This is a genomic window from Bacillus sp. T17B1 (assembly GCF_026796395.1).
GTDB classification, from domain to species: Bacteria; Bacillota; Bacilli; order Bacillales; family Bacillaceae; genus Bacillus; species Bacillus spizizenii_A.
Genome location: NZ_JALAYA010000026.1, coordinates 50,926 through 77,242 on the forward strand (window position 1 = coordinate 50,926; position 26,317 = coordinate 77,242).

23 protein-coding genes and 1 other annotated feature are annotated in these 26,317 nt (G+C 44.6%); of the genes, 15 read left to right on the forward strand and 8 right to left on the reverse strand.

Annotation, left to right across the window (positions count from 1 at the left end):
* Positions 1 to 24: 24 nt before the first annotated feature.
* On the reverse strand, positions 25 to 771 hold the full coding sequence (locus MOF34_RS13355) for an LMBR1 domain-containing protein (RefSeq protein ID WP_019715443.1): 747 nt from the start codon (positions 769 to 771) through the stop codon (positions 25 to 27).
* Between the two features lie 187 nt (positions 772 to 958).
* On the opposite strand from MOF34_RS13355, the gene MOF34_RS13360 reads away from it, so the two are divergent.
* The gene (locus tag MOF34_RS13360; RefSeq protein ID WP_268400470.1) at positions 959 to 2,152 is read left to right on the forward strand and encodes an MDR family MFS transporter; all 1,194 of its coding nucleotides are present in this window, start codon (positions 959 to 961) and stop codon (positions 2,150 to 2,152) included.
* Positions 2,153 to 2,183: 31 nt separating this feature from the next.
* Here MOF34_RS13360 and MOF34_RS13365 read toward each other — a convergent pair whose 3' ends face one another.
* Positions 2,184 to 2,969 (reverse strand): blue-light photoreceptor, encoded by a 786-nt coding sequence (locus MOF34_RS13365; protein WP_019715441.1) that lies wholly within the window; start codon positions 2,967 to 2,969, stop codon positions 2,184 to 2,186.
* Between the two features lie 393 nt (positions 2,970 to 3,362).
* Between MOF34_RS13365 and MOF34_RS13370 the strand changes: the two genes are divergently transcribed.
* From MOF34_RS13370 to MOF34_RS13380, 3 genes are all read left to right on the forward strand, one after another.
* Positions 3,363 to 3,698: a DUF4257 domain-containing protein gene (locus tag MOF34_RS13370; RefSeq protein ID WP_003223352.1), complete on the forward strand. Its 336-nt coding sequence runs from the start codon at positions 3,363 to 3,365 to the stop codon at positions 3,696 to 3,698.
* A gap of 103 nt (positions 3,699 to 3,801) precedes the next feature.
* Positions 3,802 to 4,016: a binding site (T-box leader), on the forward strand.
* 109 nt (positions 4,017 to 4,125) lie between these two features.
* Positions 4,126 to 6,540, forward strand: coding sequence for a leucine--tRNA ligase (gene leuS / locus MOF34_RS13375; protein WP_268400471.1), 2,415 nt, complete (start codon positions 4,126 to 4,128; stop codon positions 6,538 to 6,540).
* Between the two features lie 114 nt (positions 6,541 to 6,654).
* On the forward strand, positions 6,655 to 6,966 hold the full coding sequence (locus tag MOF34_RS13380) for a rhodanese-like domain-containing protein (protein WP_003237998.1): 312 nt from the start codon (positions 6,655 to 6,657) through the stop codon (positions 6,964 to 6,966).
* A gap of 23 nt (positions 6,967 to 6,989) precedes the next feature.
* On the opposite strand, the gene melA is transcribed toward MOF34_RS13380, so the two are convergent.
* The 5 genes from melA to MOF34_RS13405 are packed head-to-tail and all read right to left on the reverse strand — an operon-like array spanning position 6,990 to position 12,388.
* Positions 6,990 to 8,288 (reverse strand): alpha-galactosidase MelA, encoded by a 1,299-nt coding sequence (gene melA, locus MOF34_RS13385; RefSeq protein ID WP_019715438.1) that lies wholly within the window; start codon positions 8,286 to 8,288, stop codon positions 6,990 to 6,992.
* Between the two features lie 19 nt (positions 8,289 to 8,307).
* The gene (locus MOF34_RS13390) at positions 8,308 to 9,138 is read right to left on the reverse strand and encodes a carbohydrate ABC transporter permease (RefSeq protein ID WP_019715437.1); all 831 of its coding nucleotides are present in this window, start codon (positions 9,136 to 9,138) and stop codon (positions 8,308 to 8,310) included.
* Positions 9,135 to 10,046 (reverse strand): carbohydrate ABC transporter permease, encoded by a 912-nt coding sequence (locus MOF34_RS13395; protein WP_268400472.1) that lies wholly within the window; start codon positions 10,044 to 10,046, stop codon positions 9,135 to 9,137. The genes MOF34_RS13390 and MOF34_RS13395 overlap by 4 nt, the downstream gene beginning before the upstream one ends.
* Positions 10,043 to 11,320, reverse strand: coding sequence for an extracellular solute-binding protein (locus MOF34_RS13400; protein ID WP_268400473.1), 1,278 nt, complete (start codon positions 11,318 to 11,320; stop codon positions 10,043 to 10,045). Before MOF34_RS13400 ends, MOF34_RS13395 begins: the two co-directional genes overlap by 4 nt.
* 33 nt (positions 11,321 to 11,353) lie before the next feature.
* Positions 11,354 to 12,388 carry a LacI family DNA-binding transcriptional regulator gene (locus MOF34_RS13405; protein ID WP_268400474.1) on the reverse strand — a complete coding sequence of 345 codons (1,035 nt, stop codon included), beginning with the start codon at positions 12,386 to 12,388 and terminating at the stop codon, positions 11,354 to 11,356.
* A gap of 217 nt (positions 12,389 to 12,605) precedes the next feature.
* Here MOF34_RS13405 and MOF34_RS13410 point away from each other — a divergent pair, with 217 nt between their 5' ends.
* The 11 genes from MOF34_RS13410 (at position 12,606) to MOF34_RS13460 (ending at position 23,952) form a co-directional block, all read left to right on the forward strand.
* Complete coding sequence (locus MOF34_RS13410; RefSeq protein WP_268400475.1) at positions 12,606 to 13,505, forward strand: dienelactone hydrolase family protein; 900 nt, start codon at positions 12,606 to 12,608, stop codon at positions 13,503 to 13,505.
* Positions 13,506 to 13,585: 80 nt separating this feature from the next.
* A complete protein-coding gene (locus tag MOF34_RS13415; protein WP_268400476.1) occupies positions 13,586 to 14,164 on the forward strand; it encodes a hypothetical protein in 579 nt (192 codons plus the stop codon).
* 131 nt (positions 14,165 to 14,295) lie between these two features.
* Positions 14,296 to 15,072, forward strand: a complete 777-nt coding sequence (gene bioW / locus MOF34_RS13420; RefSeq protein WP_268400477.1) for a 6-carboxyhexanoate--CoA ligase — start codon at positions 14,296 to 14,298, stop codon at positions 15,070 to 15,072.
* A complete protein-coding gene (gene bioA / locus MOF34_RS13425; protein WP_268400478.1) occupies positions 15,062 to 16,408 on the forward strand; it encodes an adenosylmethionine--8-amino-7-oxononanoate transaminase in 1,347 nt (448 codons plus the stop codon). Before bioW ends, bioA begins: the two co-directional genes overlap by 11 nt.
* Entirely contained in the window at positions 16,398 to 17,567 is a 1,170-nt protein-coding gene (gene bioF, locus MOF34_RS13430; RefSeq protein ID WP_268400480.1) for an 8-amino-7-oxononanoate synthase, read from the forward strand. The genes bioA and bioF overlap by 11 nt, the downstream gene beginning before the upstream one ends.
* The gene (bioD, locus tag MOF34_RS13435; protein ID WP_268400481.1) at positions 17,564 to 18,259 is read left to right on the forward strand and encodes a dethiobiotin synthase; all 696 of its coding nucleotides are present in this window, start codon (positions 17,564 to 17,566) and stop codon (positions 18,257 to 18,259) included. The genes bioF and bioD overlap by 4 nt, the downstream gene beginning before the upstream one ends.
* A gap of 2 nt (positions 18,260 to 18,261) precedes the next feature.
* Positions 18,262 to 19,269: a biotin synthase BioB gene (gene bioB, locus MOF34_RS13440; RefSeq protein WP_268400482.1), complete on the forward strand. Its 1,008-nt coding sequence runs from the start codon at positions 18,262 to 18,264 to the stop codon at positions 19,267 to 19,269.
* 68 nt (positions 19,270 to 19,337) lie between these two features.
* Positions 19,338 to 20,525, forward strand: coding sequence for a cytochrome P450 (locus MOF34_RS13445; RefSeq protein ID WP_268400483.1), 1,188 nt, complete (start codon positions 19,338 to 19,340; stop codon positions 20,523 to 20,525).
* A 77-nt stretch (positions 20,526 to 20,602) separates the two neighbouring features.
* A complete protein-coding gene (locus MOF34_RS13450; RefSeq protein WP_019715426.1) occupies positions 20,603 to 21,364 on the forward strand; it encodes an NAD-dependent epimerase/dehydratase family protein in 762 nt (253 codons plus the stop codon).
* Positions 21,365 to 21,572: 208 nt separating this feature from the next.
* The gene (locus tag MOF34_RS13455; protein ID WP_080010351.1) at positions 21,573 to 22,433 is read left to right on the forward strand and encodes a carbohydrate ABC transporter permease; all 861 of its coding nucleotides are present in this window, start codon (positions 21,573 to 21,575) and stop codon (positions 22,431 to 22,433) included.
* 22 nt (positions 22,434 to 22,455) lie between these two features.
* On the forward strand, positions 22,456 to 23,952 hold the full coding sequence (locus MOF34_RS13460) for an extracellular solute-binding protein (RefSeq protein WP_268400484.1): 1,497 nt from the start codon (positions 22,456 to 22,458) through the stop codon (positions 23,950 to 23,952).
* Between the two features lie 42 nt (positions 23,953 to 23,994).
* Here the strand turns inward: MOF34_RS13460 and MOF34_RS13465 are convergent, their stop codons facing one another.
* Entirely contained in the window at positions 23,995 to 26,310 is a 2,316-nt protein-coding gene (locus MOF34_RS13465) for a helix-turn-helix domain-containing protein (protein WP_268400485.1), read from the reverse strand.
* Between the last annotated feature and the right edge of the window lie 7 nt (positions 26,311 to 26,317).

Here is a 26,317-nt window from a genome sequence, read left to right on the forward strand (position 1 = left end):
CTCCAGAGATTCTGGAGCTTTTGTTTACCGTTTTGGTGCCCGGTAGCCGGCGGCTTCAGCTTCTTCAACTGAACAAAACATGTCAGCCGGGTCGGTTGTCCGGTCATAGTATGTACTGCCCGGCGTATGGTAGATGCCGTTTTTGCTTCCTTTAATATTACAGCCCGCTGCTGTGTCAGCTGTTGGGGCTTCATCGCTTTTATAGGTATTGTTTGAAGAATTTCCAGTGTCTTCATGCGAACTGGCAGTTTGGCTTTTTGCCTCTTTCAGTTGTTTTTCAAGTTTTGTTTTATCTTGGTGGAGTGTTTCATTTTCAGCCTTTACCGTTTTTGTATCTTCTTTGAGCTTATTTTGATTTTCTTGAAGCTCTTTAATCTCAGTTTTTAATGATTTCTGAGTCTTTTTTAGCTCGCTATTTTCTTTTTCAAGCTGTTCAAGCTTGTCCTGATCTTCTGTATTGTTTTTCAATTTTTTTGCTTCAGTGCTGACAGACTTATATTCTTTCTCAAGTGCTTCATGCTCTTTTGTGAGACTTTTATATTCGGCGTGTAGCGCTGAATACTTTTTTTCAGCATTAGCTGCAGCAGCATCAGGTTCTGACAATCCTGCTCCAATGAAAAGCAGCACCAGGCCTCCTATCAAAAGCGGCCAAAAGAGTTTCGTAGAGAAACGTCTTTCTTTTTTCATCACATATCTGACGAGGTGATAAAATCCATAGCCAAGCGAAATGAGACATGTGAGAAAACCTAAGAATGCGAATGTCATTTCCATAATATCCCCCTCTTTCTACTTATTTTACAATTTTTGAACAATATTTGTTAGATTTTTTCACGCTCATCAGTTGAAAAATGTGAGACAGAGAGATAGAATGAATGTGCTATGATAACTCGATTCGTACGGAGCCGTTTTAGGTTTCGTTTTTTTCATGAGCTTTTTTAGGTAAGAAAGGGGGATTAGTATGCCGCGTGCTCTTAAAATTTTAATCATTGGAATGTTTATCAATGTGACGGGTGCTTCTTTTTTATGGCCGCTGAATACAATTTATATCCATAATCATTTAGGAAAGTCATTAACAGTAGCCGGGATTGTGCTGATGCTGAATTCCGGCGCCAGTGTGGCTGGAAATTTATGCGGCGGTTTTTTGTTTGATAAAATCGGCGGCTTTAAATCAATTATGCTTGGGATTGCGATTACATTAGCAAGCCTGATGGGCCTTGTCTTCTTTCATGAGTGGCCTGCCTACATTGTGTTGCTGACTATTGTGGGCTTTGGTTCTGGTGTTGTTTTTCCGGCCAGCTATGCAATGGCTGGATCGGTGTGGCCTGAAGGGGGAAGGAAGGCATTTAATGCGATCTATGTTGCGCAAAACGCGGGGGTGGCCGTCGGCTCAGCGCTTGGCGGTGTCGTGGCGTCTTTCTCGTTTTCTTACGTATTTTTGGCGAATGCTGCATTGTATCTGCTCTTTTTCTTTATCGTATATTTCGGATTTCGAAATATACAGACGAAGGATGCGTCTCAAACATCGGTGCTTGATTATGATGCTGTAAACAACAAAGCAAAATTTGCTGCGCTCATCATATTAAGCAGCGGCTATGTACTTGGCTGGCTGGCTTATTCCCAGTGGTCTACCACGATTGCTTCGTACACGCAAAGCATTGGAATATCTCTTTCCTTATACAGCGTGCTGTGGACGGTTAACGGAATTTTAATTGTGCTTGGCCAGCCGCTTGTCAGCTTTGTGGTGAAAAAATGGGCGGAATCGCTGAAAGCGCAAATGGTCATCGGATTTATCATTTTCATTGTATCATTCAGTATGCTGCTGACGGCAAAGCACTTCCCGATGTTTCTGGCTGCCATGGTGATCCTGACTATCGGGGAAATGCTTGTCTGGCCTGCGGTGCCGACGATTGCCAACCAGCTTGCCCCTAAAGGGAAGGAAGGATTTTATCAAGGCTTTGTCAACAGCGCGGCGACAGGCGGCAGAATGATTGGTCCGTTGTTCGGCGGTTTGCTTGTCGATCACTTCGGCATACAGGCTCTTGTTTTATCTCTTTTGGTGTTGCTGTTGATTAGTATTGCCACAACGCTTTTATATGACAAACGGATAAAGCCGGCTACAGAAACAAATAAGCGAGCATCAATCTCTTCATAATAAAAGATCCCGCCGGATGAGCGGGATCTTTTTACATCATCGGAAGCACGTTCACGGCATCCTTTACATTAGAATATGTTTTCAGCGATGAGAAATTGGCGTCCAGTTTATTCATTTTCATGGCCAATTCAGGCTTGATGCCGGTAATGATTAATTCGGTTCCAGTCAATTTCAGCAAATGGCTCAACTTGAAAATCTGGTCGGCGGTTTGTTCATTTACTTGGGCCAAACCCGATAAATCAATGATCAAATAATCGTCCTTGGAAGTTGATAAGATATTCGTTAATGTGCTGACGATGTAATTAAATCGCTCCTCTGTCAGGTTGCCGACTAGCGGAAGAGCCGAAATGCCGTTGCGAATCGGGACAATAGGCGTTGAAAGTGCAGTAATTTCTGTGAGGGAATCCTCGAGAAGCTTTTCATACTCTTTTTGCTGGGTGATGTCCTTTTGAATTCCGACAAAATAGGTTTTGTCTTCGATCTCCAGCGGATCAATACTCAATTCATTCCAGAACATCGTTCCGTCTTTTTTGTAGTTTTGGATCTGAACGGTAACCGGCTCTTTATTTTGCAAAGCAATTCTGATGTTGTCTATTTCAGCGGGTTCTGTATGTTTCCCCTGTAAGAAGCGGCAGTTCTTTCCTAAAATCTCCCCGGCTTCATAACCGGTTATTTGAACAAAGCCTTGGTTTACGTAAACAATAGGATTATCTTCAAGTGCAGGATCTGTAATTACCACACCGACTCGTGCGTGGTCAAGCGCTTTTTTGATGACTTCCAGCTGTCCTTGTATTCCAAATGATTGAAAACTAGCCATATAAATCCCCCTTAGGCTGTCAGCTAACTGTGCGAAAGCCTGATATTCCCCTTTTTTTAATGAATTCTACAGTAACCGTAGCACAACACATGTTCTGATTCAAGCAAGCGCAGTTTGATGTTTGTCATCAAGGCTTGTCCTCGTATACACTAAAAATAAGAACAGAGATTGAACATATGAATGGAAGTAGCTAAGTGAGTGACTAGGTCAATGTCACTGGGTGAAAAATGAATCCAATGCATCAAGCTTACCGATCATATGTTCACATATAATGGAAGAAACAAGCTTTTCTCAGATTTGCCAGTATGTAGATATCGAAAATCATCGGAAATGTTTAAGGGGGCTGGATGGCCTGAAGTCGCTTTACGAAATAAGGGCTTTAGGAAGGTGATGATGAAGATGCTGCATCAGGTACTTATTGCTTGTGTAATTGGAGGAATCATGGGGATTCTCGGTCATGTGAAAAAGAGAGGCAGACTGGAGAAGCCCAGAATGACGAAGCGGTTTATCTACCTTGGATTTTTGGAAGATTGGTTTATCGGAATGACAGCTTCCATTTTACTTGTATTATCCGCTGACCCCGATTCAGGAATTCAACTTGTCATCTTATCCATTATCTCAGGCTACGGCGGTGAAGCTGTTCTCAGAAGTTTTGACTTTGTAAGAGAAATGAACAGCGGCGGTGAACCGGCCGAGTCCAAACGTCAAACCAAAACTCCACCCGAATAATTGTCCTCAATCTTCGCCCGTTCAGGGTACATTCCCATTGTATACAAACCTGCTTGCACTTATGAACAGAATTCTATAAAATACAGTTAAGATTACGGTTGCGATAAGAACAATGAAGAGGAGCAGTAAGAAGCAGATATTGTTGCAGAGAGTTGACGGCTGGTGAAAGTCAATCAAGTTTGTTTCCGAACTCACCTCAGAGTTGCAGCGGTGAAAAGCCGCTGACGCATAACTGCGTTAAAAGTATCAAGTGAGTGCGGCTCATGCCGCGCTAACGAGGGTGGTACCGCGGGAAAACGAAAGTCTCTCGTCCCTTTTTGGGATGAGGGAGTTTTTTTTAGTTTGGGAATATTCTGAATATAATTTTCTCCTTCCCGTCAATACTTAAACCATAAACGCCGTATTCAATCAGAAGGAGGTTTTTACTTTGAGTTTTCAGCACAAAGAGATAGAAAAGAAATGGCAAACATATTGGCTTGAAAACAAAACATTTGCCACTCTTGATCATAATGAAAAACAAAAATTTTACGCGCTGGACATGTTCCCTTATCCGTCTGGAGCAGGGTTGCACGTCGGCCATCCTGAAGGATTTACAGCGACAGATATCCTGTCCCGTATGAAGCGTATGCAGGGCTATGATGTCCTTCATCCAATGGGCTGGGATGCATTCGGCCTGCCGGCTGAACAATACGCGCTTGACACAGGGAACGATCCCGCTGTGTTTACGAAGCAGAATATTGATAATTTCCGCCGCCAAATTCAGTCGCTTGGCTTCTCATATGACTGGGATCGTGAAATCAACACGACTGACCCCGAATACTATAAATGGACACAATGGATTTTCTTAAAACTTTACGAAAAAGGCCTTGCTTACGTTGACGAAGTGCCTGTAAACTGGTGCCCTGCGCTTGGGACGGTTCTTGCTAACGAAGAAGTCATTGACGGCAAGAGCGAACGCGGCGGCCATCCGGTCGAGAGACGCCCGATGAAGCAGTGGATGCTGAAAATTACAGCATATGCGGACAGGCTTCTTGAAGACTTGGAAGAGCTTGACTGGCCGGAGAGCATTAAAGACATGCAGCGCAACTGGATCGGCCGTTCTGAAGGCGCGCACGTTCATTTTGCTGTAGATGGACATGCTGAATCCTTTACGGTGTTTACGACAAGACCAGATACGCTGTTTGGCGCTACATACACTGTACTTGCTCCGGAACACGCATTGGTGGAAAACATCACAACGGCAGAGCAAAAAGAAGCTGTTGAAGCATATATCAAAGACATTCAATCAAAGAGTGACCTTGAGCGTACAGACCTTGCGAAAACAAAGACAGGCGTTTTCACAGGAGCTTATGCGATCAATCCTGTAAACGGAGAAAAATTGCCGATCTGGATTGCGGATTACGTTCTTGCTTCATACGGAACAGGTGCTGTTATGGCTGTTCCTGGCCACGATGAGCGTGATTTTGAATTCGCCAAAACATTCGGCCTTCCGGTGAAGGAAGTCGTGAAAGGCGGAAACGTTGAGGAAGCAGCGTACATTGGCGACGGCGAGCACGTGAACTCAGATTTTCTGAACGGCCTTAACAAGCAGGAAGCGATTGAGAAAGTGATCGCTTGGCTGGAAGAAACGAAAAACGGCGAGAAGAAAGTGACGTACCGTCTGCGCGACTGGCTCTTCAGCCGCCAGCGTTATTGGGGCGAACCGATTCCGGTCATTCATTGGGAAGACGGAACATCAACGGCTGTGCCGGAAGAGGAGCTGCCGTTGATTTTGCCGAAAACGGATGAAATCAAACCGAGCGGAACAGGCGAATCACCGCTTGCGAACATTAAAGATTGGGTGGAAGTCACAGACCCTGAGACAGGGAAAAAAGGAAGAAGAGAAACGAATACAATGCCGCAATGGGCGGGAAGCTGCTGGTATTTCTTGCGCTATATTGATCCGCGCAACCCGGATCAGCTGGCATCACCAGACAAATTGGAAAAATGGCTTCCGGTTGATATGTATATCGGCGGCGCAGAACATGCCGTGCTTCACCTTCTGTATGCCCGCTTCTGGCATAAGTTCCTTTATGATATCGGTGTAGTGCCGACGAAAGAACCGTTCCAAAAGCTTTACAACCAAGGTATGATTCTCGGTGAAAACAACGAAAAAATGAGTAAATCTAAAGGGAACGTTGTCAATCCTGACGAAATCGTTGCTTCTCACGGCGCTGATACGCTGAGATTGTACGAAATGTTTATGGGGCCGCTTGATGCTTCAATCGCCTGGTCTGAATCAGGCTTAGACGGCGCGCGCCGCTTCCTAGATCGCGTATGGCGCCTGTTTGTTGAAGACAACGGTGAGCTTAATGGCAAAATCGTTGAAGGCGCTGGTGAAACATTGGAGCGTGTGTATCATGAAACGGTCATGAAAGTCACAGACCATTATGAAGGCCTTCGTTTCAACACGGGTATTTCCCAGCTGATGGTCTTTATTAATGAAGCGTATAAAGCAACAGAGCTTCCGAAAGAATATATGGAAGGCTTCGTAAAGCTTCTTTCTCCAATCGCGCCTCACTTAGCGGAAGAGCTTTGGGAGAAGCTTGGCCATTCCGGCACGATTGCGTACGAAGCTTGGCCTGTATATGATGAAACAAAACTTGTGGATGATGAAGTTGAAATCGTTGTTCAGCTGAACGGAAAAGTAAAAGCGAAATTACAGGTTCCTGCTGATGCAACGAAAGAACAGCTGGAAGAGCTTGCTCAAGCAGACGAAAAGGTCAAAGGGCAGCTTGAAGGCAAAACGATTCGAAAAATCATCGCGGTGCCTGGCAAGCTTGTCAATATTGTGGCAAACTAAGCCTTAGAAAAAACCCCCTTTGGCAAAAGGGGGTTTTTCATCAGTCTCTGAATAGCAATCGCACGGCTGACTTTGCTATACTGAACATGACCATTGTGAATAGGAGTGTTTTCATTGGAGATAAAAGAAATCAGCACAGCCGCTTTAAAAGAAAAAATTGAGGCGGACGAAGAATTATATTTGATTGATGTCAGAGAAGACGAAGAGGTGGCGGAAGGCATGATCCCGCAAGCCGTTCATATTCGGATGGGGGATATTCCTGAAAAAATGGACACTCTTGATAAAGACAAAGAGTACGTGTTTATCTGCCGCTCAGGAATGCGCAGCATGAATGTCTGCAGATACTTGGATGAGCAGGGCTTTAAAACAGTCAATGTTGAAGGTGGCATGATGGCCTGGGAAGGCGAAACAAAACCAAAAAACTAGGGGGAAAGCAGTCCCCTAGTTTTTTATTTATATTCCGGAAGCCAATCGCCGTGTGCTGCAAATAAATCATCACACATGGAGATGATGTCAGACATGGAAAGCTCCGCGCTTGTATGAGGGTCAAGCATTGCCGCTTGGTAGACCGCTTCTTTTTTTCGTGTAACAGCGGCTTCAATTGTCATCAGCTGCGTATTAATATTCGTCCGGTTTAAGGCTGCAAGCTGCTCAGGCAGTTCTCCGGTGAAGCAAGGGGTAATTTTTTTTCTGTCGGCAACGCATGTCACTTCCACAACCGCTTTTGAAGGAAGATTGGTGATCAGTCCTGTATTCAAGACGTTTCCACCGAAGATAAACGGCTCGTTCGTTTCCATTGCTTCTATAATTCTTGAGCCATATTCCTTTGAGCGTTCATGCGTAAGGTTTTTATTATTGACGATATCATCCCGCATTTTCTCCCAATTTTGAATCTGTTTGACGCATCTTCTCGGATATTCGTCGAGCGGGATTTGCAGCTCGCTGATCAGCTCGGGATAGTTCCGTTTAATAAAGTATGGATGGTATTCTGCGTTGTGTTCGGACGATTCCGTGACATAATAGCCGAACTTATCCATCAATTCAAACCGCACCATATCATGATGCTTTGTTTTTTGTTTTTCTTTCGCTCTCCTTTTGATTTCGGGATATAGATCTACGCCGTCTTTTTTGACTTCCAAAAGCCAAGCCATATGATTGATGCCCGCGATGTGCTCCTCGATTCCGTCATGCTCCATTCCGAGAGATTTGAATAAATCCTTCGTGCACACTTGAACACTGTGGCAGAGTCCGATTGTTTTGACATTCGTATAGCGGAGCATGGCGCCTGTAAGAGAGGCCATCGGATTTGTATAGTTTAAAAACCATGCATCCGGGCACATTTCCTCCATATCTTTTGCGATATCAAATAAGACTGGGATTGTTCTGAGTGATCTGAAGATCCCGCCGATGCCGACTGTGTCGGCAATCGTCTGACGCAGCCCGTATCGTTTCGGAATCTCGAAATCGATGACTGTGCTCGGTTTATATCCTCCAACCTGAATCGCATTGATGACATAGCTTGCGTTCTGCAAGGCGAGTTTTCTGTCGGCATAGCTGTTGATGGCCACGCTCGGGTTATAGCGGTCTCTGAGATTCTCGAGCATGAGCTGGGATTCCTGTAAGCGTTTTGGATCAATGTCATATAGGGCGAATTCAAATCCATTCAGCGCTTCAGTTAACAAGCAGTCTCCCAATACATTTTTGGCGAAAATGGTGCTCCCTGCACCGATAAATGTAATCTTTTTCATATTGCTTCCTCCCTTAATGTTATCCCTTTACCGCTCCGGATGACAGGCCGGCAATAAAGTATTTTTGCAGGGCCAAAAACAGAATAACCATCGGCATCATCGCCATAAGTGCGGCTGCGGCAACTAAATGCAGATTGTTGGCGTTTTCACCGAAAAACCCTGCCATGGCTACTGTTAATGTCTGAACCTTTTGATCTTGTAAAAAGAAAATCGCAAATTGATAGTCGTTCCATATGAAGACACAGGAAATAATACAGATGGTCGCAGTGATTGGCTTCAGCAGAGGAAACACAATCGTAAAAAAGATTTTCAGCATGCCTGCGCCATCTATTCTTGCGGCCTCTTCAAGCTCTTTTGGAATGGTCGAACGGATGAAGCCAGAATACAAGAATACGGTTAACGGCATATAAGCCGCTGTATTGATCAAAATGGCGATGGCGTGTGTATTGACCATTCCGGCGTCCACGATCATTCGGTACAAAGGCACCATCGACGTTAACGGAGGGATGATCATAATGGAAATCAGCAAGGCAAATACAGCTTTATTCAGTTTCGTTTCCCGCCGTGCAAGCGGGTAGGCAGCAAGTGAGCCGAATATAATTAATAACAAGGCAGAAAAACCTGTGATGATGATGGTGTTCATAAAAGAGTTTCCTAACGAAGCGCGCTCCCATGCCTCTGAAAAATTGTGAAAGGAGATATCGGCTGGAAACAGCCATTTTGAACTGTAGTCTCCTTTTGCTTTTAATGAAGTGGTCAGCAGGATGTAAAAAGGGATAACATGCGCACAGGCCACAATGGCGGCAAAAAGTGTAACGATCCGCAGTTTTTTTGAACGGGCGGCCTTCATGACGTTTCCGTCTCCTTTCTTTTAAAGTACGCAAGCGCGCATAAGCTGATGATCAAAATGACAAATGCCATAAATATGCCTTGCGTTGCGGCATAGCCGGCATCCTGCCGTTTGAAATACAAATCATACATAAATGTGGACATGGATTGTGACGCGTTTCCGGGACCGCCTGCGGTGAGCGCGATAATGACATCAAACAGCTTTAAGCCTCCGATAATGTTGATGACCATATTAATCGTGATCGAGGGCATTAACAGCGGCAGCGTAATGCTGAAAAACTGCTGGCCTTGTTTCGCACCATCCATTTGCGCCGCTTCGTAGTAGTCTTTCGGAATGCTTTGCAGGCCAGCTAAGTAGACAACCATAGCGATCCCGACATATTGATAAGTGTTAATCATGACAATGATCCACGGATTGAGCGATGGACTGGCGAGCGCATTGATTGGGCTGATGCCGAATACACCGAGCAAATCGTTAAGTGCACCTCCATCATAGGAGAAGAAAAAGTACCAAATATAGCCCATAATGAGCGGACTAATCATTACCGGCAAATAGACAATTGTTCTTGTCATCGCTTTCATTTTAATGCTTTGATTCAAGAGCAGGGCGTACAGGAGTCCGATTACATTTTGGAAAAAGGTGCTGCCGAGCCCGTAAAGCAGCGTGTTTTTTAAGATGTGCCAAGTGTCAGGATCAGAAAACAGCCTTTCATATTGCGCGAATCCTACCCATTGGTAGACTTGTGAAAAGCCGTTCCAGTTTGTAAAGGTGGTCAATGCGCCTTTCACAAACGGATAAATCATAAAGACCAGAACGGAGAGCAAAGCAGGAATATACATCCACCAAAGTGAGGACTGCTTTTTTGGCTTAACCTGTTTCACATGAACGTCTCTTGCGATCTCACTCATTGTTCTTCAGCTCCCTGTGTTTCCGATTGCTCCCGGAGTCGTTTGTATTCTCTTCCCAGCTTCTTCGAAATCTCTTGAGGCGTTAAAATATCAGCCATAAGCTCCTGCCCGACCGTGCCTAGGACATCCCACATTCCGTTTGGCAAATATAAACGGTCGAAGTAAGGCTCGACTTTGACATCTTGATAATGCTCATAGTCATTTGAGTAGAAAATATCAGCTTTGACATTGGTCAGACCTGATGGAAGCGATGTGGCTTCAGCCATTCGTTTGGCATTGGCGGGACGGGCCATAAATGCGATGAATTCTTTTGCTTCCTTTACGTGAGGGGAGTCTTTCCATGCTGCAAGTGTGTAGCGTTCACCGCCGATCCATATCGGCTCATCACCTTCATGTATGGCAGGTGTGGGGATAATGCCGACCTTGACCTTTGGATTGATCTGGGCAACGTCTTGGCCGAGCGTGCCGCCTTGCATCGTAAAGGCGATTTTGTTTTGGGCCATTAATTCAATGAGCTGTGATTTTTTTGCGGTTACGGCGTTAATATTAATCAATTTTTCTTTCTGCATTTGTTTAAGGATGTCTGATAAGTAAGTGAATTTGTTCCATTGAAAAGTGCCGTTGGTGAGCTGTTTTTTTTCATTATGGGCAGGATCTGTTATGAGAAGAGGTGTAGCGAATTGGTCGTAATATTGGGCGAATGAGCTTTTGTCATATCCGGCAAACCAGAAGGGAACAATGCTTCCCTTGCTCTTTTCTTTAATCGTTCTCAGCGCTTTGATAAAGTCATCCATGGTCTCCGGCGGGTTAATGCCATAACGGTCTAAAATATTGCGGTTATATGCCAGGCCGTCTTTTGCCTGATTGATCGGATAGGCATACACCTTTCCGCTTTTATTTTTGAGGATGCTGTTTAAATTGGGATCAAGAGCTTGGGTCCATCCCATATCCCTGAGATCCGCTGTATATTCTCCATACCTGATTTTTCCCCAGCCATGTGTATCGAAAAGGTCAGGCAAATCATTGGCTGCCATTCTGACACGCATCATATTTTCATAGTCATTGCCTGGGAAATGAAGGCTGACACGAAGGTCTCTGTGTTCCTTTTCAAACGCTGCCGCCAGTTTTCTGAACGTATCTCTTTCACTGTCAGTTGACATTGTAGAATAAATGGTTAACGTCTTTTTTGCGGTATCTGCTGAGCTTTTCTCTGCTGAGCAGCCGGGCAGAACAAGCAGAATAAGAGAGAGAAATAAAACAAAAGTGTGTTTCATCTTTTCCTCCTTATCATCGTGATGAATGCTTGCTTATGTCACCTCCTTAGCTGTATATCCGCAGCTTTGTCTCACGATTAATGTTGTGGGCAGGGTGACATGGTGAGGGAGGGTTCGGCCATTGAGACGATCAAGCAGCAGTTTTACACCTGTACGGCCCATTTCCTCTGTGTACACCTTCACCGTCGTTAAAGGCGTGCTGGCAAATTCAGCTTCTTCAATGCCGTTAAAGCTGACGATTGCTGTATCCCGCGGCACCTGCAGTCCGGCTTCCTGAAGCGCTTTTAGCGCGCCGATCGCCATGGAATCACTCGCGATAAAGAATGCTTCCGGCAGATTGCCTTTGGCGATTGCTTTCTTCATCAGGCGATAACCCTCGCGCATGCTGTATTCTCCGATCAGTACATGCTCAGGCTGGGGGGCGGAGGACTCCAAAAAGGCGGTCAGCCGTTTGTCTTCTATGGTTCTGCGAATGCTTTGACCGTCCTTCAGCGTATGCTCTTTTTCCTGCCCGCCTATGTAACCTAACCGTTTGTAACCAAGACCGAAAAGGTGATTAATCGCTTGGTGTGAAGCGGATTCAAAATCAATGCCAATCGAATCGTATGCTTGCGGATCGGGAGAATGATTGATAAATACGGCATGTTCCAGCCTTCCGCTGATATGCTTAACCGCCTTATCATGAACACGGCCGACGACAATGACACCATCCAGTGCCCGAAAGATAGGCTCCTGAAAGGAACCGAGATGAATCGAATTGGTAATGAAAATTTCCTGTTCAAAGCATTCTTTTTCAATGCCTTTGCGAATCGAAGAAAAATAAGGGTCCTGCCGTTCCTGATCAGGAGACAGACAGCTCAGCACGCCGATCAGCGGCTGGGCCCGCTGTTTTTGCCCGCGGGCTTTCCGGCGTTTGGCAACCGTTTGATAGCCGAGCTCTTCTGCGATAGTGATGACTCTTTGTCTCGTTTCGCCAGCAACAGAAAGCGACTTATCTTCATTTAAAATTCTGGAAACAGTCGCACTGGAAACATTAGCTTTCAAGGCGATATCTTTAATCCGAACCATAGGTATCCCTCTCATCTATTTAGTAAAATATTAACTTCTCTGTTTTTGATAAATTGATACTATCATATGAAAGTAAGCGGTTACAACAAATATTTTCGAAATATTTCGTCATGTTTACTAAACATTTAGTAAATGATGCGATTTGGTTTGGAAAAATAAAGGAGAAACCAGATTCGTCTCGTAAATGTGAAGTAAGCGAAAAAGGAAGGGTGAGGGAATGAGTACGGAAAGAAGAAAGCAACTGTTTCGATTGCTTGGAGATTTGCCTGATCAGGGGGAAATCAGTACAGAGATATTGCGTATTGAAGAAAGAGAAGGAAACATCATTGAAACGCTCCTGCTCCATCTAAACGGACATGAAAAGGTGCCCGCTTATTTTGTGAAACCGAAATCTGCAAAAGGGCCTTATCCAGCCGTATTGTTTCAGCATTCGCATGGCGGCCAGTATGACAGGGGAAAGAGTGAACTGATTGAAGGAGCGGATTATTTGAAAGCGCCTTCTTTTTTCCGTGAGCTGACTTCTCTTGGGTACGGCGTGCTTGCGATTGACCATTGGGGATTTGGAGATCGGCGGGGAAAAACGGAAAGCGAGATTTTTAAAGAAATGCTTCTTACCGGAAGAGTGATGTGGGGCATGATGATTTATGACAGTTTAAGAGCGTTAGATTATTTGCAGTCTCGCCCTGATGTGAAGCCTGACAGAATAGGGACCATCGGCATGTCTATGGGAGGGTTGATGGCGTGGTGGACAGCGGCGCTCGATGACCGGATTAAGGTGTGTGTGGATTTGTGCAGCCAGGTAGATCATCACGTGCTGATGAAAACACAGAATCTTGACCGGCACGGCTTTTATTATTACGTTCCGTCGCTTGCAAAGCATTTTTCTGCCTCGGAGATCCAAAGCATGATCGCGCCGCGCCCGCACCTTAGCCTTGTTGGTGTACACGACCGGTTAACGCCGGCTGAGGGTGTGAACAAAATCGAAAAAGAATTGACAGCTGTGTATGCTGGACAGGGAGCTTCTGATTGCTATCGGGTGGTCCGTTCCGCTTCGGGGCATTTCGAAACAGCAGTCATGAGGCGTGAAGCTGTCCGGTTTTTGCAAAAGTGGCTGTGACCGTTACGGGAAACTGGCAGAAGGCCAGGTGAAAGAGTTTTGTTAGAAACATATCACATTTCAATGAATTAGCGAGGGATGTGGAACCAATAGAATTACAAGACATTTTGGATTGGGCTTTCCGACGGCATCTCAATCCATTAAGCTGGTATATTCGTCCCCTCTTTTTACTCGTATTGGTTTATGCTGCGTATAAGCGCAGCTGGAAAGGCATCATCATCACTTTTGTATTGATGATGAGCAGTATGGTCTGGTTTCCGGAACCTAAGAAGATTCATCTGCAAATGCAAGAAGTGCTCGAATTCGAGCAAATGCTTTTAAGCAGTCCGGTCTCGGCTGTTTTAACAATTGCTTTCATGATGGTTTTTCTCTGTTTTATTTTGGCTGCTTTCTGGAAGCGGTCGCTTGTATTTGGTTTCATTCTATTGAATGTGACACTTGTTGGGAAGGTGGCTCTGTCCTTATTTTTCACAGGTGAGAATGGTTGGGCGCCGTTAGGCAATACGATTATTGGGCTGATGTTAGTAAATGGGACCGGCTTGTTCATCAAGGTTCGAAATCGAAAAAAAACGCAAAGGAATAGATATCTAATGCTAGGGCCGTTTTACTGTAAAACGGTCTTTTTGCTCGTTTTAAGAACCAGCTCTAAAACAAAATGAAGATTTCCTATATTGACAGAATCGTATGTGAATAATAATATTCTAATTGTTAACTTTAATTTATATTTGGTTAACAATTAGAATAAGATGTGATATACGTTCTTCAGTTATCAGTGAAAGGGCGAGAAAAGATGCAAGAAGAAGTATTTTATAGTGTCAGAATGAGGGCTTCTATGAATGGATCTCATGAAGACGGCGGAAAGCATATATCTGGCGGAGAACGGCTTATTCCTTTCCATGAGATGAAGCGTACAGTCAATTTTTTACTAGAGAAAGGGTTATCCCACTCAAGGGGAAAACCTGATTTTATGCAAATTCAATTTGAAGAGGTACATGAGCCGATAAAAACCATTCAGCCATTGCCAGTGTATACGAACGAAGTGAGTTCCCCGAAAGAGGGACAAAAGCTTGCCCGATTGTTGTTGGAAAGAGAAGGCATTTCACGAGAAGTGATTGAAAAAGCATATCAACAAATTCATTCATGGTCGGGTGTCAGGGGAGCTGTTTTGTTTGATATTCATTCAGGCAAACGGATTGATCAAACAAAAGGAAAAGGGGTGAGGGTCTCCAGAATGGATTGGCCGGACGCCAACTTTGAAAAATGGGCGCTTCGCTATCACATGCCGGCGCATTCTAGAATAAAAGAGGCACTTGCGCTCGCCACAAAGGCTAGCCGGTACCCGGCAGCCGTTGCAGAATTATGCTGGTCAGATGACCCTGATTACATAACAGGCTACGTTGCAGGCAAGAAAATGGGCTATCAGCGTATTACAGCAATGAAAGAATACGGGTCTGAAGAGGGCGGCCGCATCTTTTTTATTAATAGCTCCGAAGATGTAAATACGTACATACATGATCTGGAGAAGCAGCCTATTTTAATAGAGTGGGAGGAAGACCATGACTCATGATTTGATAGAAAAAAGTAAAAAGCACCTCTGGCTGCCGTTTACCCAAATGAAAGATTATGATGAAAACCCATTAATCATCGAAAGCGGCACTGGTATCAAAGTCAAAGACATAAACGGCAAGGAATACTATGACGGGTTTTCTTCTGTTTGGCTTAATGTCCATGGGCACCGCAAAAAGGAATTAGATGACGCCATAAAAAAACAACTCGGAAAAATCGCGCACTCCACGTTATTGGGCATGACTAATGTTCCTGCAACCCAGCTAGCCGAAACATTAATCAACATCAGTCCGAAAAACCTTACGCGAGTCTTTTATTCAGACAGCGGTGCAGAAGCGATGGAAATAGCCCTAAAAATGGCGTTTCAGTATTGGAAGAACATCGGAAAGCCTGAGAAACAAAAATTTATCGCAATGAAAAATGGCTATCACGGTGATACGATTGGCGCTGTCAGTGTCGGTTCAATTGAACTGTTCCACCACATATACGGCCCGTTAATGTTTGATAGTTACAAAGCTCCGATTCCTAATGTGTATCGCTCTGAAAGCGGAGATCCTGATGAGTGCCGTGATGAGTGCCTGCGAGAGCTCGAACAGCTGCTCGAAGAACATCATGAGGAAATTGCCGCGCTTTCAATAGAATCAATGGTCCAAGGGGCGTCCGGTATGATTGTGATGCCGGAAGGATATTTGGCGGGCGTGCGCGAGCTATGTACTAAATACGACGTGTTGATGATTGTTGATGAAGTGGCTACAGGTTTTGGCCGTACCGGAAAAATGTTTGCGTGTGAACACGAGAATGTCCAGCCTGATTTGATGGCTGCCGGCAAAGGCATTACAGGAGGTTATTTGCCAATCGCAGTTACGTTTGCCACTGAAGACATCTATACGGCATTCTATGATGATTATATAAACCAAAAAACCTTTTTTCACGGTCATTCCTACACAGGAAATCAGCTCGGCTGTGCGGTTGCACTTGAAAATCTGAGGTTATTTGAATCTGAAAACCTTGTGGAACAAGTAGCGCAAAAAAGTGAAAAACTCCATTTCCTTCTTCAAGATTTGTATGCTCTTCCTCACGTGGGAGATATTCGGCAGCTGGGCTTTATGTGCGGTGCAGAGCTTGTTCAGTCAAAGGAAACCAAAAAGCCTTACCCTGCTGATCGGCGGATTGGCTACAAAGTATCCTTAAAAATGCGGGAGCTTGGCATGCTGACAAGGCCGCTTGGGGATGTGATTGCATTTCTGCCTCCTCTCGCCAGCACAGCTGAAGAGCTCGCGGAAATGGTTGCCATTATGAAACAAGCGATCCAAGAGGTTACCAGCCTTGAAGATTGACGCCTGGTTATACGAGCGGTTAGACAGAGCAAAGGAAGCAGGCTTATACCGTAATTTGCGGACAATGAACGGGGCTCCGGTTCCAGAGAGGAACATTGATGGAGAGAATCAAACGGTCTGGTCTTCAAACAATTATTTAGGACTGGCAAGCCATAGCCGCTTGATTTCTGCAGCCCAAGAAGCACTGCAACAATTTGGGGCAGGAAGCAGCGGCTCCCGTTTAACGACAGGCAATTCGGCTTGGCATGAAAAGCTTGAAAAAAAGATTGCCGCCTTTAAACGGACGGAAGCGGCTTTACTGTTTTCGAGCGGTTATTTAGCCAATGTCGGTGTCCTTTCATCATTGCCAGAAAAGGAAGATGTCATTTTAAGTGATCAACTCAATCATGCAAGTATAATTGATGGCTGCCGGCTGTCCAAGGCTGATACAGTTGTTTACCGGCATATTGATATGGATGATCTTGAAAACAAGCTGAATGAAACACAGTGTTATCAGCGCCGTTTTATCGTAACAGACGGGGTATTCAGCATGGATGGCACAATTGCCCCTCTTGATCAGATTATCTCACTTGCGAAACGCTATCATGCCTTCGTGATCGTTGATGATGCCCATGCAACAGGTGTTTTGGGTGATTCGGGAGGAGGAACGAGTGAGTACTTTGGTGTTTGTCCTGACATTGTGATTGGCACCTTAAGCAAAGCTGTTGGCACGGAAGGAGGTTTTGCCGCAGGTTCAGCGGTCTTCATCGAGTTTTTGCTCAACCATGCCAGAACATTTATCTTTCAAACTGCTATTTTGCCAGCCAGCTGTGCAGCCGCTTATGAGGCTTTCAACATCATTGAAGCCAGCAGGGAGAAACGGAAGCTTTTATTTTCTTATATCAACATGATCAGAACCAGTCTGAAGAACATGGGTTATGTGGTAAAAGGTGATCACACGCCGATTATTCCTATAGTCATCGGCGATGCCCGAAAAACGGTCACATTTGCTGAAAAACTGCAGGACAATGGAATTTATGCCCCTGCCATTCGGCCGCCGACCGTTGCGCCAGGTGAAAGCCGGATCCGATTAACAATCACTGCTGATCATAGTATGGGTGATATTGATCATTTGCTGACATCATTTCAATCAATTGGAAAGGAGCTGCATATCATTTGAGGGGTTTTTTTGTGACAGGAACAGATACAGAAGTGGGGAAAACGGTTATATCCAGCGGAATCGCCGCTTTATTGCGAGAACATAACAAAGATGTCGGGGTGTTTAAACCATTTTTAAGCGGTATATCTCGACATCATCCGGATAGTGATACAAGTCTGCTGAAAGACATGTCACAGACCAAGCTTTCTCATGAAGATATTACGCCTTTTGCCTTCAACGCACCGCTTGCACCATATATCGCAGGAAAGCTGGAAGGAAAGGCTGTCTCTATGGAAGAGGTCTTAAGCCATTGGGAGCGGATAAGAGAAAAACATGAATGCTTTATCGTAGAAGGTGCGGGCGGTATTTCTGTGCCATTGGGAGAGGATTTTTTAGTCAGTCATGTCATAAAAGCGCTACAGCTTCCCATCATCATAGTGGCACGTCCTCATCTCGGAACAATCAATCATACCTTTTTAACCTGCCAATATGCAAAAAGCATGGGTCTGCCAATTGCCGGAATTGTCATTAATGGAATCAGTGATTCTCTTGGCGATGATGAAAAAACCAATCCAGAAATGATTGAGCGCTTATGCGGTGTGCCGATTTTAGGGATTACGCCAAAGCTTGCCAATGTGACGAAAGAAACGGTTCTACATATGGTAAAAGACCATATCAATCTATCATTACTGATGAATCAAGTGGGGGTATGAGAATGAATCAATGGATGGAACTCGCAGACCGGGTGCTTGCTGGAGCAGAAGTGAGCGACGAAGAGGCGCTTTCGATATTAAACTGTCCAGATGAAGAGATTTTGCTATTAATGCATGGGGCTTTTCATATCAGAAAACACTTTTATGGAAAAAAAGTAAAGCTCAATATGATTATGAATGCGAAATCAGGACTCTGTCCCGAAAACTGCGGCTATTGTTCACAGTCCGCAATTTCAAAAGCGCCGATTCAATCTTACCGGATGGTGAATAAGGAAACGCTTCTTGAAGGCGCAAAGCGGGCGAACGACCTAAATATCGGCACATATTGCATCGTGGCAAGCGGCAGGGGGCCGTCCAACAGAGAAGTGGATCAGGTCGTAGACGCGGTGCAGGAAATTAAAGAGACTTATGGACTGAAGGTTTGTGCGTGTCTCGGACTGTTAAAGCCGGAGCAGGCAAAGCGGCTGAAGGAAGCCGGAGTAGACCGCTATAATCATAATTTGAATACGTCACAGAGAAACCATTCCAACATCACGACTTCACATACATACGATGACAGGGTCAAAACGGTTGAAATGGCAAAGGAATCAGGGCTGTCTCCGTGTTCAGGCGCCATTATCGGAATGAAGGAGACGAAACAGGACGTCATTGATATTGCAAAAAGCTTGAAGGCTCTTGACGCGGATTCCATTCCGGTGAATTTTTTGCATGCGATTGACGGGACGCCGTTGGAAGGCGTCAACGACTTAAACCCGCTGTATTGTTTAAAAGTGCTGGCGCTGTTCCGTTTTATCAATCCGTCAAAAGAAATCCGCATTTCCGGAGGAAGAGAGGTCAATCTCCGCTCATTACAGCCATTAGGGTTTTATGCCGCTAACTCCATTTTTGTCGGAGATTACTTAACAACTGCAGGACAAGAGGAGACGGAGGACCATAAAATGCTGAATGATTTAGGCTTTGAAGTCGAATCTGTTGAAGAAATGAAGGCCAGTTTAAGTGCGAAAAGCTGAAAGAATCAATAAAAAGCAATCGGTTGATGTCGATTGCTTTTAATTTTTAATAGAGAGGAAAGGCACACATGACAATTGCATGTTCAACGGCATCTTCTGAGTTTTTGAAAAATCCATATCCTTTTTACGAAACATTGCGGGCTGTTCATCCTATATATAAAGGGAGTTTCTTAAAAAACCCGGGCTGGTATGTCACAGGATATGAAGAAACGGCAGCTATCCTGAAAGATGCCAGATTCAAAGTCCGGACTCCGCTCCCTGAGACGTCAATCAAATATCAGGATCTTACACATGTACAAAATCAGATGATGCTGTTTCAGAATCAGCCTGATCATAGACGATTGCGGACGCTGGCCAGCGGAGCGTTTACTCCGAGAATGGCAGAGAGCTATCGTCCGTATATCGATGAAACTGTCCATCACTTGCTTGATCAAGTGCAAGGTGAAAAAAAGATGGAGGTGATTTCGGACTTTGCTTTTCCTTTAGCGAGCTACGTCATAGCTAACATGATAGGTGTACCGGCAGAACATAGGGCACAATTAAAAGAATGGGCTGCAAGTCTTATTCAAACGATTGATTTTACCCGGTCAAGAAAGGCATTAACGGGGGGCAATCATATCGCTGTACAGGCTATGGCATATTTTAGAGAGCTGATTCAAAAGCGAAAACGGCATCCGCAGCAGGACATGGTCAGCATGCTCTTGAAGGAGAAAGAAAAGGATAAGCTGACGGAAGAGGAAGTGGCATCTACATGCATATTGCTTGCGATCGCCGGACATGAAACAACGGTCAATCTCATCAGCAATTCAATCCTTTGTCTGCTGCAGCACCCAAAACAGCTTTTGGAGCTAAAAGAAAACCCAGATCTTATTGCGTCCGCAGTTGAGGAATGTTTACGCTTTGAAAGTCCTACGCAAATGACAGCCAGAGTGGCGTCTGAAGATATTGATATTAGCGGGGTGACGATTCGTAAAGGGGAGCAAGTCTATCTGCTGTTAGGGGCTGCCAATCGAGATCCAAACAAATTCACGCGCGCTGATGTCTTCGATATCACCAGAAGCCCTAATCCGCATCTTTCATTCGGGCAGGGCCATCATGTTTGCCTAGGATCCTCACTTGCACGATTAGAAGCACAAATGGCGATTCATACCCTTCTGCAGCGAATGCCCGGTCTCAAGCTCGCTCATTCTGAATGGCGGTACCGGCCTCTTTTTGGTTTTCGGGCGCTTGAGAAGCTGCCGGTGACTTTTGAATAAACCAGAGCATGTGAGTGCCAAAAAAAGTGTCAGCCCCGCCGAAAATGGGCAATCTATAAAAAAGGGGAGTGAACACAGTGAAAAAAGTGCTGATTGCCGGCGGAAATGGTGTGATTGGGAGACTACTGACGGAAGGGCTTACTTCAGATTATGAAGTGACAGTGCTTGATAAAGATCATTTTGATGGCACAGCCTCTTCCATTCAGGCTGATGCGGCAAATTATGAGGAGCTGTTAAAGAAAATTCCGAAAGATACCGATGTGATTTTGAATCTATTGGCTGTCAAAATAAAATACGATGTCATGGACATCGCTGAATTCGAGAAAATGACGGATGTTTTCTATAGGGCAAGCTATTATCTGTGCCGCGCAGCAGCGGAGCTCGGCATTCCAAAGCTCGTGTTCGCCAGCAGCAATCATGTCACAGATGTATACGAAAAGGACGGGCGTTCTCTCTTAGGACGGGAAATCACAACAAGCGATTATCCGTTGTCCAAAAACTTGTACGGTGTTTTAAAGCTGACCTCGGAACAGATCGGCCATTTATTTTATTTGGAAAATAAGCTTTCAGTGATCAATCTTCGAATTGGAACAGTCGTCACAGATGAAATGGATACGCTGCATGAAAAAGAACGGACGAAAAAAACACTGCTTTCTCACCCCGATCTGCTAGCAATTTTTAAAGCCGCCATTGAAACCAATATAAGGTACGGCACTTATTACGCCGTCTCTGATAATCCGGGCCGGCCATGGTCGATTGAATCCGCTGTCAATGATCTTGGGTTTTCGCCTCAAATCAATACGGCCGAGCTTCTGAATGAGGAAGAGAACGGGGCATAATCATTTTCTAAGATGATGCTCTTTTTCTTTTGTCATCAGCTTTCATTCACACCAGCCCCCCGCCGTGCCGGGGCTCTGTTCAAATGATTATAGACATGGCAATCACAGATTTGCTACATTTTAGACACGATATCGTCACATGCTGCAGCTCGTTTAAAAAAGAATGACAACGCTTACAAAAAGAGAGGTGGGGGCTATCGCACATTCACTGAAAAATCGCCTGTTTGATATTTTGATTTACGGGTTTTTGCTGATGTTCGCTTTAATATGCGTACTTCCGTTTATTCATGTCATCGCGGCATCTTTCGCCACAGTAGAAGAAGTCGTGTCGAAGAAATTTATTTTAATACCGACCACTTTTTCGCTTGATGCTTATCGTTACATTTTTTCAACAGATATTATTTATAAGAGTTTGCTTGTTTCTGTGTTTGTGACAGTGATAGGCACTGCGGTCAGCATGTTTCTTTCATCACTGATGGCTTACGGGTTATCCCGCCGTGATTTAATCGGCCGGCAGCCGCTCATGTTTCTCGTCGTATTTACGATGCTCTTCAGCGGCGGTATGATTCCGACTTTCCTTGTCGTCAAATCGCTTGGATTGCTCGATTCTTACTGGGCACTCATTTTGCCGACAGCCATTAATGCCTTTAACCTGATCATTCTCAAAAACTTCTTTCAAAATATCCCGTCAAGCTTGGAAGAGTCCGCGAAAATTGATGGATGCAATGATCTGGGCATATTCTTTAAAATTGTGCTGCCGCTGTCTCTTCCTGCGATCGCAACGATTTCACTATTTTATGCGGTTACGTATTGGAACACGTACATGACTGCGATCTTGTACTTAAATGATTCAGCAAAATGGCCGATTCAGGTGCTTCTGCGCCAAATCGTGATTGTATCAAGCGGGATGCAGGGGGATATGTCAGAAATGGGGTCGGGCAGCCCGCCGCCTGAGCAAACTATTAAAATGGCCGTGATTGTGGTGGCAACCATCCCGGTTCTGCTCGTCTATCCTTTTATACAAAAGCATTTTGCGAAAGGAGCTTTGCTGGGATCTGTCAAAGGATAAACAATATGAATGGAGGGGTACGATGGGAAACAAATGGAGAGTGCTTTTGATTGTGCTAGTACTTGCATTTGGCGGAGTGCTGGCGGGCTGTAAAGGGGCTGATCAGTCTTCGGCTGAAGGCAAAGCTGACTCGAATTCAAAGGTGAAGCTGTCTTGGATGGCGATTTTGTATCACCAGCAGCCACCGAAAGACAGGGCGATTAAAGAAATTGAAAAGCTGACAAATACTGAACTGGACATCACCTGGGTTCCAGACGCGGTGAAAGAAGACAGGCTGAATGCAGCGCTTGCAGCCGGCAATCTTCCGCAAATCGTGACCATCCAGGATATTAAAAATTCGTCAGTCATGAATGCCTTCAGATCAGGAATGTTCTGGGAGATCGGCGATTATATCAAAGATTATCCGAACTTAAACAAAATGAACAAACTCATTAATAAAAACGTAACGATCGACGGCAAGCTCTATGGGATATACAGAGAACGTCCGCTTTCCAGACAGGGGATCGTCATTCGGAAGGACTGGCTGGACAATTTGAATTTGGAAACGCCGAAAACACTTGATGAGCTTTATGAAGTGGCCAAAGCGTTTACGGAGGATGATCCGGATAAGGATGGGAAAGACAATACATTCGGGCTGACAGACCGCAATGACTTAATTTATGGGGCATTTAAAACGCTCGGCTCTTATAAAGGCATGCCGACAGATTGGAAGGAATCAGGCGGCAAATTTACGCCTGATTTCATGACGCAGGAATACAAAGACACAATGAACTATATGAAAAAGCTGCGTGACAACGGCTATATGAATAATGATTTTCCTGTCACAAGCAAAACCCAGCAGCAAGAACTGTTTTCTCAAGGAAAAGCCGGCATCTACATTGGGAATATGGTAGATGCGGTTAATCTGCGCGACCATGCCTCCGATAAATCGATGAAGCTTGAAATCATCAACCGCATAAAAGGCCCGGATGGGAAAGAGCGGGTGTGGGCATCAGGAGGGCATAACGGCTTGTTTGCTTTTCCAAAAACGAGTGTGAAAACAGAAGCTGAGCTTAAACGGATTTTGGCGTTTTTTGACCGAATTGCCGAGGAAGACGTCTATAGTCTGATGACCTATGGCATTGACGGTGTTCATTACAACAAAGGAGAGGGCAAAACGTTCACACGCGAAGAAAGCCAAGTGAAAGACTGGCAGACTGATATTCAGCCACTGTCCGCCTTAATCGCCATTGATAAAGCCTACTTAAAAAACACTGGGGATCCGCTTCGGACGGCGTACGAGGATCTGACCAAAGACAATGAAAAGATCATCGTCTCAAACCCTGCTGAAAGCCTGTATTCCGCTGCGGAGTCGGAACGGGGAGATGAACTGAAGAAAATCATCGATGACGCGACCTATAAATATATGATTGGAGACATCACAGAAAGCCAGTTTGATAAAGAAGTGGAAAAATGGAAGTCAAGTGGCGGAAATCAAATTATTCAGGAATACGAGGAAGCGTTTAAACAATCAAAATAACACTGGAAAAACCCAAAACCGCTTGCGCGTTTTGGGTTTTTTTTACATGATTCTTTTTTGCTGGCGGTAGTTTCCCGGTGTAATCCCCTCCAGCTTCTTAAATGATCTGATAAAGTTTTGCGAGTTTTTGTATTTCAGCTTCTCGGCAATGTCTTTTACCGCCATATCGGTTTCGGCAAGCCAGCTCTTCGCCATATGGTGGCGGTAGCTGGAGACATATTCGCTGAATGAAATGCCCATTTCTTTTTTGAAAATGCTGCTTAAATAGTTTGGATTGTAATGCAGCCTGCGGGCGATTTCGTCCAGTGTCAAATCAGATTCAAACTCATGGTGGATGATATGAATAATGTTGTCGGAAATATTTTTGTACTGGGCACCCGCACGGGCATTCACTTTGTCTGTCATTGGATGAATGAACTCATTCTTGAGCCAGTTTTCGGTATCCTCAAATGTTTTCAGTTCAAAAATTTGGTCATACAGCATTTTGTTTTCTTCAAGCTCAAACAATTCGATCCCGAGCACATGCATCAGCTCAATCACATGGTTCAAAAAGCGGGCGATTGCGATTTGAAATTGATACGGGTTGGTGTTTTGGGTGAAAATAGCTTGCAAAATCGCGTGCAGGCATTTGTCCGCTTTCTCCTTGTCTCCCGCTTTTACGGCATCGAACAGCTCATGCTGAAGCTGCTTTGGAAAATGGGTTTTGAAGGTTTTTTTCTGGTCAAGGTCTTCGTAAAAGATGATCGATTTGTTTTCCGCTTTGAGCCGGTATTTCAACGCTTCTGAGCCTTCCGCATAGGCTGTTTTCGCTTTTGTGAGCGCATCAAACGGCTGGCTGATGCCGATGCTGACAGACAGCTGCAGCTCAGCTTCCGCTTTTTCCTGAATCATTCTTGCAGCCTCACTCAGCTCAGCCAAGAATTCTTCCTTTGTCCCGTTCTGGTTGATCAAAATGGTTGCTTGCTGTTTGTCCACAACAGCGGGTGCAAGATGTTTGTCTGCCGGAATGTTTCGCTCAATCAGGCTGTTGACGGCGAACAAAAGCAAATCCATATCTTTTTTCTCATAAGGCGTATGATTCAGCGTATCAATTTGAAGCACAAGCAAGGCGAGATGCCGCCAATTTTGCTTTAAACCAAGGCTTTCAAAACGGTTATTGACCTCCTCATCCGTTAGTTTTCCAAGCATGAGCCTGACCATAAAATATTGCTGCAGGTGAGTTGCCTGCTGTTTCATCGTTTCTTCAAGGTCGTCATTTCTGTTTTTTAACTGCTTAAAGCTCTGTTCAATTAACTCAAATTCATTTAGAGGCGCCTGTTTCTCTTGTATGGCGCCATGCCTTGCAAATGATTCGTAAAGCACTTTGATCGGCTTGTAAAAATGGCGTGAGCCAAGCCAAGAGAACAGTAATGAAAGCGCTAACAAAATAAAGCATACCGTAAAAGTGATCCAGCCAATTGACTTGGCCTCTTTTTTTAATTCAGGCAAGGAGACGAGAGAGAAATAAGTCCATGTGTTATAGTCAGATTTTTGATAGGTGACTTTATAATGAATCCGATCAATAACTGTTTCAAATTGACCGCTAATGGCGGTCTGCGAAAGCATTTTTTGGACAAAGTCGTCGTTTTGAAGAGATTCACCGATGTCAGACATGTTGTTATGCAGGATGATGCGTCCTTTTTCATCAATGATAAACAAGTTGTTGGCGTTTGAATAGTCAGGCATGTTTTTGACAAGCGAACAGCTCGGGATGCTTGCGGCGGCCAATCCCTTCGTATTAGTGCTGTTTAGAGGAAGCTGTTTAATCAAATTGATATTGTAGCGGCAGTTGCTTGATGTGCCTTCTTTTGTCGAAATCAAATGATTGTTTTCTTCAAGCGTCCAATACGAGCGGCTTGCTTTATGTTGCGTGTACGCTGCTGATGCTTCATGAAGGGAGTCTGTATTCAAACGATACAAGCCCGAATTGTTCATGTACCATTTTTTCACATAACTGACTAGCGTCATGTTGGACAGGTCGGTATCAAAACTTTGCAGATAGTTGAGTTCTTGGTTCACTTGGTTATAAATTTGAAATTGGTCAGAGTGCAAAGGCTCGGACAGTGTACGAAGGAGAGGCGGCGAACTCACATAGTGGGTTAAAGAGTGATCAACGGTTTTCAAAATATGCTCAATGCTTTGCTGGGTCTGCTGAAGTGTGTCGAGTTTTTCCTCCGAAACATTGGAGATAGCTGTTTTCTTAGAGTGCTCGTACGAAAACAATCCGACCAGAATGACCGGAATGGTGCTGAGCAGACAGAAAAACGTGATGAGTTTGTAATAAAACTTGTATTGGCTTCTTTTCATAAAACCCCCCATTTCATAA